This window comes from Synechococcus sp. H55.2 (assembly GCF_047462495.1).
GTDB lineage: Bacteria > Cyanobacteriota > Cyanobacteriia > Thermostichales > Thermostichaceae > Thermostichus.
In genome coordinates, this window is the sequence record NZ_JANSJH010000018.1 from 20,083 (window position 1) to 32,607 (window position 12,525).

Here is a 12,525-nt window from a genome sequence, read left to right on the forward strand (position 1 = left end):
GATCCCCAGCTCCCCTCTCCCTCTGGGAGAGGGGCTGGGGGTGAGGGCAACTCCCTCTGGGAGAGGGGCCGGGGGTGGTCGCGTGAGCGGCGCGGAGCGCTTGGGCACCTCTGGGAGAGGGGCTGGGGGTGAGGGCAGCGGCCCAGATTCTCCAATGAAGGCAACTGCGAACCCTCAATCGTTCATGGCATGGTAGGTGGCCACCGCCGACGGCGATACGCGGTTCAAGTAACGGAAGATCCAGTACTTAAAGAGCGTATCCAGAAAAACGGGAAAAGTGGCAATAAAGCCGTAGATGAAATTGCGGTTTTCGGGCAGGCCCAGGTGGGCAGCTAAGCTACCCAGAAGCACCTCCCAACCGTGGGGTGAGTGATAACCCACAAAGACATCGGTAAAAAGAATAATAATGAAAGCCTTAGCACTGTCACTGAGGCCATAGATCAGGCGATCCAAAAAAGACTTAAGAACCTCAATTTCTTCGCGCCCGATAAAGATCAGCCAACCAAATACCGCCAGCGATAGCAAGTCGGCAAAGACGTTCTTCAGGCCTTCCAAATTCTTGCGACCGTATTTTTGCAGCAACTCCTCGGCCTTCCTGGACAGTTGGTCTTCTGATTCTAGGTTGGGCTCTGAAGATTGGTGGTGTAAAGCCTGCTCAAACTCTATTTTTTCCTTGAAAAACTCAAACTCGGAGAGAGCTTTCTCTTGAAATTCGTAGCTTAGGGCTACGAGGGTGGGTTCCTGCGGCTGCAGGCGATCCACCAACGGTCCGAACAGGAATTGTTTCGAGAAAATCTGGACAAGCAGCGGCAAAATGGCCAACAACAACAAAAACCGAACTGAGACCAGCGTGCGCGTGCGAGACTCACGGTACTCCTCGATCAGCTCCTCTTCTGCTTGCGAACTCAGCTCACGGCGGATCTGGTTGGCCGTGCGCAGAATAGAGCGGGGCAAGATGGCGGCTTTAGAGGCAGCCGGAGCAGCGCTGCTGTCGGCGTTGGTCTTAACAGGACTCGGCTTGGCAGGCTCTTCAGAAGCAGGGGGACGGGTTGAGATCAGTGGTTCAGGCTGGTGGGGAAGCTTGGGTGGGGCGGCAGGGCGCTTGTATCGCGAGGTCACCTGATCGATAAACTCCAGCTTTTCCAAAATCGAGGGATCCGGACTTTGCCGGCCATTTGCAGCATCTTGGTCCTTGTTCTCGGAAGAGCCGACCTCGGCAGCGGGATCTTTTTGAGCGCTTGGATCTTTGCCGGGATCTTTATCGGCAGAGAAGCGAGGGCCACTGCCATTTTGCGCGGGATCCGGCAGGCGAGAAAAGACGCTGCTGGCCCTGAACTCCGCTAAACTAAGATCGATCTGGCGCAATTCCTGGCGCAATTGGATCTGAAAGTAGCGGCTGGTGTTTTGGCCGTGGGTTCCGTTGTTGCCGATGGGCTCTCCCTGAAAGTAGCGGTCTTCGATGGCTTTAATGCGCAGGGCAGCATCATAAGCTCGATCAAGGGAACGTAGGGGAGTATTCGAGATCCAGTGCCCAATTCTGCTCAATATGGATTCCCCCATTGCTTCTTTCCTGCGGTGCTTCTTTGTGGGGCCGATCCACCCAGTTCATTGATAGCCAACTATTGTAACAATCTCCAGGGGGGCGGGGTGACCCACCTTCTGGAAACTTGAGGGCCATTGGCGTTGCCTCAGGATCCCTTGAAGCGCTTGAGGGCAAAAGCGCAGATCTGCAGCAGCCGCAGCCCATCCCGCACGTGTTGGATGTTGGAGCGGCCATAGGTTCTGGGAAAATAGCGCACGGGGATGTCCAGGATCTTGAGGGTGCGCTTGGCCGCCCCCAGCAACAGGTCGAAATCCCCAAACGGGTCAAAATCCCCCCACTCTTGCCGCAGCTTGACAATCTGCCAATAGTCCTCTCGCCACAGGGCCTTGGTGCCGCAGAGGGAATCTTTGATGCGGATGCCGAGAATGTGGGAGAGGAGAGCGGCAAAAAAACGATTGGCCCACTGGTTAAGGCGCGGCATTGCTTCTGGTTTCAGGGGATAGACCAGGCGGCAGCCGTTGGCAAAGTCGCACCGCCCAGAGGCCACCGCCCGGAAAAACTTGGGGAGGTCTTCCGCCTGGACGGTCAAGTCGGCGTCGAGAATGATCAGTACATCGCCACTGGCTGCGGCAAACCCCTTGCGCACTGCATCTCCCTTGCCCTTGCCCTCTTGCTGGAGAGCTTGGATAGTGCGGATCCCCTGGTATTCGGCCTGAACCCGCTGGATCTCGGCCCAAGTGTCGTCGCTGGAATGCCCCTCCACAAAAATGATCTCAGTTCGGGATCCCATCTCGGGCAACTGCTCCACACAGCGGCGGATGTTGCCCGCCTCGTTGCGGGCCGGGATCACCACCGTGCAAGAAGGTTGCTCCTCAGGGGGGGGATCCCAGGCGGGATCGGGCTGGAGGCGGGCAATCGTATATTCGGTCAGGCAGAGGGCGTTGATCCCAGGCAAGGGGGCAATGAAGTGGTTGATCAACGTCGAGAGCAATGGGATCCGCCGCGGCAGCAACAGCCGCTTGCCCTGCTGAATGACCTCGTACCCCGCCAGGTGCAGCAGATTGGCCACATCACCAGCCGAGAGCCAGTTGGCTGCCGGCAGAGGCATGCGCTGCTTGAGGACAGTCGCCAGGCCCAGCAGCGGCTCCCAGAGGGGGTTGTGGTGGGAGAGGATCAGCCGGGTACGCGGCGTACAAAAACGGCGCAACTGCTGGAGAACCTGCTGAATATCGGCCAGGTAGCCCAGGGTATTGACGAGCAAAATAACATCAAAAGGCCCCGCCAAGACCGGATCCCTTTCGTCTAGCCGGTGGGCATCCTGCACCCGGAAGTGGAGATGGGGAAACTGAAACTGAGCTTGGGCAACGATCTCCGCGTCCCAGTCGATCCCCACGCCAAAACCGGGCTGCAAAGCGTTGAGCAGGGATCCGGTGCCGGAGCCGATTTCGAGAATGCGCAGTCCTGGAGGAACGAAGAAGCGGTGCAGCCGCTCTAGATCCTCGTGGTAGTAGCGGTTTTTTTGCCGCCAGTAGTGCAGAGGGTGGGTCAACGCTCCCAGGATGTCGCCAGATCAGCTTTTGATCATAAGGGGTTGTGAGCGATCCGCAGACAAGCCCTGGCAAGCAGGAGACTCAGCGACGACGCACCCTATCTCTTTGGCTGACGAAGACGATGGCGCCGAAGAGAAGCCCTAGCACCACTGCGCCGTACACCAAGCTCCAGAGAAAGTTAGCAAGTGAGGGAGTCATAAAAAGAGTTTCCTCCTCCTGCGACTATCGACTACCCAACTATTTCCCGATTATACCGGTCTTTGTCGCTCAACCCAGAGACAGACCCATTGCCAACTATTTGGCCTGGTACTCTAGGGGCACCTCCTCTAGGGTTTGGCTGGTGCCGGCAAAGGGGTTGTCTGGGGTTAAAAAGAGCATACAGTGGCATTCTTTTCGCTCCCGCATGGGTACACAGGGGCAATTCCAATAGCCGGCTTTTGCTTCTGCCTCTTTGTCTTCATAAAAACGACAGGGACATAGCGGGGCGCCCAATTGCTCTTTGTGTAGAGCCAAGCCCTCGATCACCGCGGTCGTAATCGAAGGATCGGAGCAGAAAAAAGTGTCAGTGCGTTTGGCGTAGGTTTCTGCGAAGTGCCGCATCACCTCAAAGCTTTTCTGCGAGGACTTGTTATAACCACGACTTTCCATGACGATTCTCGGAAGGGAACTGACCGGCTGTTGCTAACAATGAGGCTCACAGCTTCTTCCGGCGACACTTTCTGAAGTCAATACAGATGTGCGCATACCGGGATCTGATCCTGCAGACCGCCCACAAAGTCGGACAAAGCTGCATCTCGCTCTTCGTTGTACTGCAAACTCTCAGATAAGCCAAAGAATAATAGCCTTGCTGTTACACAAGGCAACATTTAGACTGGGCAAGAGCCCCCCTTGAAGTACTCTCCAGGATAACACTTGCCGGGATCCTTGCCCCTCAGGGCACCACCAGCACCGGGCAAGGGGCGAGGTCGATCACCCGGTGGCTGACGGAGTTGTTCCGCCCCTCCGCAGACAAGCTGAGGCCACGGGATCCCATCACGATCAGGCTGATCTCCAGCTCGTCTGCCACATCGCAGATCACAAAGGGCACTTTTCCCTCGCGATACTCGCTCTTGACGCTGCTGATGCCAATTTGCTGTAGGCCCAGCTCCGTCTGTTTGAGCAGGTTCTGGATGTTCTGCCGGGCTTGTTCTGCCCGCTCCGCGTCCAGCTCCGCAGCATCCAGAACCGAGAGCAGGTACACCTGACTTTTGTAGCGCTGCGCTATGTCTGCCACTAAGGGCAAGGCGTGGCTGGTCTCACGCGAGTTGTCGATGGGAAAGAGCAGTTTGTCGAACATAGTCGCGGATCCCACAGTCAAGCCCATTCCCTATCCAAGTCGGGGGGCCGGCCTCATTCTATCAATTTTACCGGCAGCTCAATGGCCTCCTTCCACCCCTGCCCGTTTTTCTGTTGTGAGGGGCTCGACCTGGGCGGCAAACGGAGCTCCTCCAGTGTTTGAATGAGCGGCCATGTCCATCATCCCGCGAAGATCCAGCCGCCTTAGGCCATGCTGGGCTGAAGTTTGCGCAGTTCCTGCCAAAAATCCATGATTTTCAGATTGACCAAACTTGGAAAAGAATAGTGAAAAAAGTGTCGCCCTCCAGGGCAAAGCCACATTTGATCCCCCGGCTTTAAGTGGTTTTTCCACTTCTCGAGCGCAGCAGGATCCACAATGGGGTCATCCTTGCTGGCGCAAACCAACATCGGCACCGAAACTTTCCGAGCTGGAATCGCTATCACCTGAAATAGGGAGTGAGGTATGGGGGAAGTATCTAAGTCTTTAGCCAGAGCATAGGAGAGTGAGCGCGCTCGCCACTGTTCTGAAGTGGGCAGAAGGCTCTGGGCTATACGCACCAGGAGCTGTTCTCGGCTACAGAAAAACATTTTTCGTTGCAGGTAGAAATGGGCGTGCCAGGTAGCGGCAGGCTGATCGGACACTGCCAGCAGGGTCAGAGACCGTACCCGTTGGGGATAGTGGCACGCGAAAAGATAGGCGACCACCCCGCTCAAGCCATGGCCGATGAGGTGCACCGGTCGATCCCAAGCCTTCAGGTATTCGTATAGTAGCGTCACGACTGTCTCTAAACTACAGGGCTCATCCTGGGTTTGGTGATACTCCCAGTAGGCCACACGGAAACATTTTCCCAGGGATCCCAGCAAAGGTCGGTCGAAAAGCTTGAGACTGGGAGAAACACCCAAATAAAGTGCCTCAAAAGAGAGCGCGGAAGCGGAACCTAAACTCATTTTGGCCGTCCCATTTCGACTGTCGAAAGATTGAAGCCGGTGGCTGACAAAAGCTTCACAAACAAGAGTTCTAGAAATCGGCAGAACTATCCAAACCGGGCAGATCGGGACAGAGAGGAGGGGATGAGGATCTCCCCTCCCCTGCTTTGAGAAGCCTCAACCCTGCTTTACAGCCCCGGCAAAATCTGGGCTACCACATCGCCGCTGCTCAAGAGCATGTAGGCAAACAGGGCACCGCCAACACCGCCCACCAGAAACCCTCCGGCCAACTGGCTCCAACCGGCGCGGGTGCGCAAGTTTTCGGGCAAGTCCTCCGAGCTTGCCGGCAGGCGCACCGGCTGAGGGGATCCCTGCGATTCCGCCATCAGTTGCACCCCTGGCGTCGGATAGGCCACCTCGCCGTAGGGGGTATTGAGCACCGCTACCAGCCGCGAGCGCGGAAAGGACACCCGTCCGTAAACGGAGAGACAAACCGTCAGGATCAGCACCAGGCCGATGGTCGCCAGCGTCCCTGCTGTCAGGGCCTGCTCCGAATCCCGCAGCGGACTTAGCTTGTAAAACGGCCCCACCAGAAAGTACCCATGGGCCATGCCAATCTCCAAGCCACGCAGAAAGGGCGACAAGCCCTCCCGGTAGATGGGCAGGTTTTGCAGCAGCAGCAGGGTGAGATCCCCCTGGTTTACCGGCGTCTCCAAGTTGCCCACCTGCGGATCTGTGGCTCGCACCCAGCCCCCGCGCTGGAAGTCAAAGCCGTTGGCTGCCGCCCGCGCCCGGATGGCATGCCAGATGTGCCCTGCCAAAAACAGGATCCCCAAGACAAAGTGGGCTGTGGCCAACCAGGTGCGGCTGCTCACCACACCCATCTCGTCGGCAGCCAGCCCCAGCGGCCCGTAGAAAGCCACCGGATAGGCAATCTCGTTGACGCTGACAAAATAGGCCGCCAAGATGCCCATGTAGGCCAGGGCCCCCAGGCTGTAGGAGAGGTAGGCTTCGCCCGAGTAGATCAGGATCTGCTTGGCCCAGGCAAAGGGCCGTGTGGCTATGTGCCACCATCCCCCCAAGACGCAAAGCAGGCCAACGTAGATGTGCCCTCCCACCAGATCTTCTAGGTTATCCACAGCAGCCATGCCCTGCTGGCCCATCAGCGGCGTCAGGTAGGCGAAGATCCGCAGCGGATTGAGGGTGGGATCCGTTACCACCCGTACGCGGCCCAGGTGAGCATCGTACAGCCCTCCCCAGAAGAGCGCTTTGGCCACCAGCAACCAAGCCCCCAGCCCCAACAGCAGCAGGTGGATCCCCAGGATGGTGGTCATCTTGTCGTCGTCTTCCCAGTCGTAGCCGAAAAACTGGGCCAAGGTTTCTCCTTTGGGCAGCACCTCCGGCCCCAAAAGGGCATGGAAGATCCCTCCTGCCCCCAGCACCGCCGAGGCAATCAGGTGCAGAACGCCCACCACAAAAAAGGGATAGGGATCCGTGGCCACCCCCTCTGCATTGACGCCGATACCCAACGTGGCCAAATGGGGCAGCAAGATCAGCCCTTGGCTGCCCATGGGCTGAGCCGGATCCCAGTGGGCCACCTCAAACAGGGTCATGCCGCCGGCCCACAGCATGATCAACCCCGCATGGGCCACGTGGGCCCCCAGCAGCTTTCCGGACAGATTCACCAAGCGAGCATTGCCTGCCAACCAACTGACCTGAGGGGATCCCTCGGCAGAGGTAGGTGATGAAGATAGAACTGCGCCAGTCATGACAAACTCCCACAGTATCCACAACAAGTTAAGAAGCCGGGTTTGAGATTACAGATTGAAGAGTGTTTTGAGTTTGGCCGTCCACTCTTTAATTCGTTTTTCCGTCAGCTCCGGCTGATTGTCTTCATCCAGGGCAAGGCCGACAAACTCGCCGTTAACCACTCCCTTGGACTCATTGAACTCGTAGCCCTCTGTGGGCCAGGAGCCGACATTTTTGCCGCCACGCTCGGCGATTTTTTGGGCCAGGATCCCCATGGCATCTTGAAAGTTGTCGGGATAGCCTAACTGATCCCCAACTCCAAAGTAGGCCACCGTCTTACCGGAAAAATCGATTTCATCCAAATTGGGAAAAAACCCATCCCAATCGGCCTGCAGCTCCCCAATGTTCCAGGTTGGACAGCCGATAATTAAGTAGTCGTACTTCTCAAAGTCCTCAATACTGGCTTCGGCAATGTCGATCAAATCCACCTTGTCTTCGCCCAGCTCTTTTTGAATCATCTCAGCAGCTCTTTCGGTATTTCCGGTTTGAGTGCCGAAAAATAGACCTATTTTTGCCATTGCTCCTACCTCGAAACTGCAAGTGCAAAGCCCAAAATTAGATGGCCAGATTGTCGTTAGACCTGCTGCGCAGCAAGCTCTACTCTGCCAGTACGGAAATTGAATCCTCGTGCTTTTAGGGCATGGAAAAGGTGACCCTGAAGGAAGAAAAAGGCCAGCCAAAAGTGGGCATTGGCCAGCCAAACCCTAGATGTGAGAGCCCCCCCTTGCTCAAAAAAGGGATAGCGATCCAAGCCCACCCGCAGCAGCGGCCCATAGAAAACTTCGGGATAGACGACGGGATTGACGGCAACCCAATAGGCGGCAATAAACCCCATCAAGGCCAAAGCTCCCAAGCTGTAGGAAAGATAAGCTTCCCCAGACCAGACAAAAATCCGTTCTGCCCAGGCAAAAGGCTTGGTCACGATATGCCAAATCCCACCTGCCACCAGGAGCAGGCCCAGCCAGAGGTGGCCGCCCACCACGTCTTCCAAAGTGTCCACCCCGGCTATCCAATGGCGACCTTCCGTGCCCAGCAGGTGGCCAAAGGGGTTCCAGTTGGGAGCCACTAGGCGCACTTCTCCCGCCACCGGGTCGAACAACCCGCCAAACACCATTGCCTTGAGCACCAAAAGCCAGGCTCCCAGGCCCAGCAGCACTAGGTGGATCCCTAGGATGGTGGTCATTTTGTCTTTGTCTTGCCAGTCGTAGCTAAACAGGGGAAAAGCTTTGGGATCCAGCACCGCCGGCCCGCGCAGGGCATGAAAAATGCCCCCAAACCCCAAAAAGGCAGAGCTGATGAGGTGGATCGCTCCCACCGCAAAGTAGATATCCGTATCCAAAACTTCCCCGCCGGATCCCACCCCCAGCCCCAAGCTGGCCAGGTGGGGCAAGAGAATGAGCCCCTGCTCATACATCGGTCGGCTGGGGTCAAACTTAGCCAACTCGATCAGGGTCATCGCCCCTGCCCAGAGAACGATCAGCCCGGCATGGGCCACATGCGCCCCCAGCAGCCGGCCAGAAAGAACGGTCAAACGGGCGTTGCCCGCCCACCAGGGGATCTGTTGTTGCGAGCTAGATCCCCCTTCTTGCTTCGGTATCGTCGCTGTCATCTCCGCTCCTCTTGCGTTTCTAAACAAGATTGCTTGGGAAAAGGCCAGAGACTTTGCCCCAGGCCCGCCTCTGGCCGCACGGACACATCCTTTCGAGACACACAACCAACTATTGAGAGTAAGTCTCAATAGCAAGCTGTGACTCACTCTAGGCTTCTTGAGAGAAGATATCAATATACCTGGGGTTAAATTTTGTTAAAATCCAGGTTAACTTCGCCTTCCACAGCTTTTGTGCGCGGCAGTTGTCCCTGAAGGGTTGGGCCTAAGCGAGGGATCCCGTGGCAACCGGTGATAAAAATCTCTCTTTTCTTAAGATTGAGTCTCAATAGCTAGGTTACAATCAAGCCAAAGTTGGCCAAGCCGAGGGGTAAGGAGCCCAGAGGAGATGTCGAGATATCTGAAGCTGTGGACGGGGATAGGGCTTTATGTTCTGGTTAGCGGGGCTGCTTGCGGGGAAAGCCAAAAGGATCCACCGGCCCTGAGCCAGGCCTCGCCCCAGCAGGCGGCTCAAATGAACCCAGAGTGTCGGCCCATCCCGGTGGATGGCGGCGGCGAGGGTGGGGAAGGGGGAGAAGAAGGAGCGGGCTCTGGCCGGCCAGCCGTTGTGCTCTCTCCTGAGCAGCGGTTTCAGGATCGGCAGATTTTGATCGACTTTGCCGATCAGGTGGTGATCCCTGCCTATGAGCAGTTGGCCGCCGATACCCAGGCCCTGTCTCAAGCCATCCAGGCCTTCGTGCAAGATCCCAATTCCCAGACTTTGCAAGCGGCTCGCCAGGCTTGGTCTGTTGCCCGTCTAACGTGGGAGGAGAGCGAGGCTTTTGCCTTCGGGCCGGCGGCCTCCTTGGGGCTAGATGCGGATTTGGACGAATGGCCCCTGAACGAGGTGGAGGTGCTGGAAGTTCTCAACAGCGGCGATCCCCTCACTCCAGAGACCGTGGCCGAGTTGGAAAGCGGGCAAAAGGGATTTCATGCCGTGGCCTTCCTGCTCTTTGGCGTGGATAACAATAAGTCCTTGCAAGACTTTACCGAGCGGGATCGGGAGTACTTGGCTGCCCTTGGCCCGGTTTTGGCGGATACGGCGGAAAAGCTACTCAAGAGCTGGACAGAGGGCGTGCAAGGGCTGCCTGCTTTTCGCGAAGAATGGGTGAAAGCCGGGGAGGGCAGCAAGAGCTACCTGACGCTGCAAGCTGCTGCTGAAGAAATAGCCCAAGGTATTCTCAGCATGTTGGACGAGCTGGGCAAGGTCAAAATTGGCGAAGCCTTCGCCCGGCAAAATCCCTTTCTCTTGGAAAGCCGCTTTGCCCACCATTCGCTGCCGGAGTTTCAGGCCAACCTGCGCAGCGTCCAATATGCTTACTTGGGTGGATTTAGGGATAGAAAAGGTCGCGGCCTCAGCCAATTTGTCCGGGACATCAACCCCAATTTGGATAGTCAAATTCAGTCGGAGTTACAAGCAGCAGCGGCGGCTCTCCAGGGGATCCCTGACCCTATCGAAAAAAGCCTTTGCGATGCCAATGCCCGTGGATCTATTACCGCCGCTATGGAAAAAATTGAAGACGCTTTCGATAACTTTGCTCAGGAAGTTGTGCCGCTTCTGCAGCAGTAAGAAAGTCCGAAAAGAGTTGAGTTGCCGCTATTTTGATAGCCTATGCGTCGTCTTCTCCAGATGTTCATGCTGGGATTGGCCTCTCTTTGGGCAGCGAGCTTTCTGGCTTTTTCCGCCGGCCTAGATGGATCCCAGCCATTGCCCCCGCGAGCGGGTGGCGAAACAACCCTTTGGAACCGCACCTCAACAGCCTACGAGCAGCCGGCCCCCAATTTGGATCCCCGCTGGGCCAGGCTGCATGCCCTGGGGGACATTGCCTTTGAGGCCAACTTTGTAGCGGCTCCAGCGCCTGTTAACCCCGGCCTTGGACCTCTGTTCAACAACAACTCCTGCGCCGGTTGTCATGTCAAAAACGGCCGCGGTCTACCCGAGAAAGGACAGCGGGTGGTTAGGGTGAGCCAGGTTGGATCCCTGGATAGAAGTGGGGATCCCCGGCCTTTTGGATGGGAGGCCATGGCTCCTTATGGCAACACTCCCCCTGTGCCCGGCATCGGCACGCAGATTCAAGAAAAGGCCGTTCGAGGCTATCGGCCAGAGGCCAAGGTGGAGTTGCACTGGGTAGAGCAGACCGGACAGTACGCCGACGGAACCGCCTACAGGCTTCGTTCTCCTGTTGTGAAGCTGTTGACTCTGAAGGGATCGCCGATTGAGCCTGTCCTCATCTCCCTGCGGATCCCCCAGCCGGTGTTTGGAGCGGGCCTACTGGAAGCAGTTCCCGAGTCTGCAATCCTAGAAGCAGCCGATCCCGACGACACTGATGGGGATGGCATCTCTGGCCGCCCCAACTCTGTTTGGGATCAAGAGCAGCAGCGTCTGGTGCTGGGACGGTTTGGTTGGAAAGCCAATACCCCCAACCTCAGGCAACAAACTGCGGCCGCCTACGCCAACGACATGGGTGTCACGAATCCTCTTTTTCCGGCCGCCGATGGCAGCCAAGATATCGACGAGGACACTCTCCAAGCGACAACCGTTTACGTGCAAACCCTGGCCGTGCCTGGCCGCGTCCTTTGGCAGGATCCCCAAGTTCAGCGAGGTGAAAAGCTCTTCGTCCAAGCCCAATGCGCCAAGTGTCACCGACCAGAGCTGCACACCGGCATTCATGAGATCGCTGCCCTGGCCAACCAAGTCATCCACCCCTACACCGATTTGCTGTTGCATGACATGGGCGAAGGACTGGCAGATGGCCGCCCTGACTTTGAGGCTACGGGCCGAGAATGGCGCACCCCCCCTTTGTGGGGCATCGGCTTGTCGCAGACAGTTCTGCCCTACTCCGGCTATTTGCACGATGGCCGCGCTCTCAGCCTCGAGGAGGCCATTCTCTGGCATGGGGGAGAAGCTGAACGCTCCCGCGAGATCTTTAAAAATATGGCTGCTGAAGACAGAGAAGCCCTGCTCTATTTTCTTCGATCCCTCTAGAGCTCCGCCCATTTCCGCAGCAGGTTCGCGTAAACTTTGGAGACCAAATCAAAGTGGCGTGTCTTGCCCGATTCCTGAAACATCTGCAGCCGCACAGTCTCTAAATCAAAGAGGATCTCGCGTTCTTGCGGATCCCTAATTAGGCTTTGAACCCAACTGACGACAGCATAGCGGATCCCGCGGGTTACAGGCTCAACTTGGTGCAAGGTCGAAGCAGGATAGAGAATCAAGGCGCCCGCCGGCAGCTTGTAGGCTCGTTCTCCTTCGCTACTCTCAATTTTTAGCGCACCACCGTCATAGTCTTCGGGGGCACTCAGAAATAGGGTAAAGGAAATATCTGTACGCATAAGCTGACGCTGATCAACCATAAGCGCATCGTCGGTATGAGTGCCGTAAGACATGCCCGCTTCGTAGCGGCTAATCAAAATAGAATGAATGAGCTTGGGCCGAGCAGCCATCTGAAACAGCAAATTGCGCTCTAGAGCTGCAAAGACAATCTCCTGAATCTTCTGGTGCTGGAGGGATCCCTTGGGAATCTGCCTATTATTTTTGACAAGCCTGGCATTCCAGCCAGCCGTCAGGGCACCATCTACAAATTCAGCATCGGATATAATGGCCAAGGTTTGTTGCAATTCTGCTAAACTGAGAACATCGCCAATACACAAGATCATTGTCAACCTCTAAAGATCAAAACATGCAACACCTTCTACACTAGCAAAACAAAGCCTAT

12 protein-coding genes are annotated in these 12,525 nt (G+C 56.6%); 2 read left to right on the plus strand and 10 right to left on the minus strand.

All coding sequences use genetic code 11. The features are described 5' to 3' along the window. Positions 1–174 precede the first annotated feature (174 nt). The 9 genes from pxcA to NW844_RS04050 form a co-directional block, all read right to left on the minus strand. Positions 175–1,560 carry a proton extrusion protein PcxA gene (gene pxcA / locus NW844_RS04010; RefSeq protein ID WP_414333693.1) on the minus strand — a complete coding sequence of 462 codons (1,386 nt, stop codon included), beginning with the start codon at positions 1,558–1,560 and terminating at the stop codon, positions 175–177. A gap of 128 nt (positions 1,561–1,688) precedes the next feature. After that, entirely contained in the window at positions 1,689–3,092 is a 1,404-nt protein-coding gene (locus NW844_RS04015; protein ID WP_414333694.1) for a glycosyltransferase, read from the minus strand. Positions 3,093–3,174: 82 nt separating this feature from the next. Then, the gene (locus NW844_RS04020) at positions 3,175–3,291 is read right to left on the minus strand and encodes a photosystem II reaction center X protein (RefSeq protein WP_011431389.1); all 117 of its coding nucleotides are present in this window, start codon (positions 3,289–3,291) and stop codon (positions 3,175–3,177) included. A 96-nt stretch (positions 3,292–3,387) separates the two neighbouring features. Next, the gene (locus NW844_RS04025; RefSeq protein ID WP_414333696.1) at positions 3,388–3,741 is read right to left on the minus strand and encodes a ferredoxin-thioredoxin reductase catalytic domain-containing protein; all 354 of its coding nucleotides are present in this window, start codon (positions 3,739–3,741) and stop codon (positions 3,388–3,390) included. A gap of 283 nt (positions 3,742–4,024) precedes the next feature. Continuing rightward, positions 4,025–4,429, minus strand: a complete 405-nt coding sequence (locus tag NW844_RS04030; RefSeq protein ID WP_414333698.1) for a universal stress protein — start codon at positions 4,427–4,429, stop codon at positions 4,025–4,027. A 203-nt stretch (positions 4,430–4,632) separates the two neighbouring features. After that, on the minus strand, positions 4,633–5,331 hold the full coding sequence (locus NW844_RS04035; RefSeq protein ID WP_414333699.1) for an alpha/beta fold hydrolase: 699 nt from the start codon (positions 5,329–5,331) through the stop codon (positions 4,633–4,635). 212 nt (positions 5,332–5,543) lie between these two features. Then, positions 5,544–7,124, minus strand: a complete 1,581-nt coding sequence (locus NW844_RS04040) for a chlorophyll a/b binding light-harvesting protein (RefSeq protein WP_414333701.1) — start codon at positions 7,122–7,124, stop codon at positions 5,544–5,546. Positions 7,125–7,172: 48 nt separating this feature from the next. After that, entirely contained in the window at positions 7,173–7,682 is a 510-nt protein-coding gene (fldA, locus tag NW844_RS04045) for a flavodoxin FldA (protein WP_414333703.1), read from the minus strand. Positions 7,683–7,738: 56 nt separating this feature from the next. Beyond that, entirely contained in the window at positions 7,739–8,773 is a 1,035-nt protein-coding gene (locus tag NW844_RS04050) for a chlorophyll a/b binding light-harvesting protein (protein WP_414333705.1), read from the minus strand. A 385-nt stretch (positions 8,774–9,158) separates the two neighbouring features. On the opposite strand from NW844_RS04050, the gene NW844_RS04055 reads away from it, so the two are divergent. Continuing rightward, the gene (locus NW844_RS04055; protein ID WP_414333707.1) at positions 9,159–10,379 is read left to right on the plus strand and encodes an imelysin family protein; all 1,221 of its coding nucleotides are present in this window, start codon (positions 9,159–9,161) and stop codon (positions 10,377–10,379) included. Between the two features lie 42 nt (positions 10,380–10,421). After that, positions 10,422–11,795, plus strand: a complete 1,374-nt coding sequence (locus NW844_RS04060; RefSeq protein WP_414333708.1) for a di-heme oxidoredictase family protein — start codon at positions 10,422–10,424, stop codon at positions 11,793–11,795. On the opposite strand, the gene NW844_RS04065 is transcribed toward NW844_RS04060, so the two are convergent. Next, positions 11,792–12,466 (minus strand): Fe2+-dependent dioxygenase, encoded by a 675-nt coding sequence (locus tag NW844_RS04065; RefSeq protein WP_414333710.1) that lies wholly within the window; start codon positions 12,464–12,466, stop codon positions 11,792–11,794. The genes NW844_RS04060 and NW844_RS04065 overlap by 4 nt on opposite strands. Positions 12,467–12,525 lie beyond the last annotated feature (59 nt).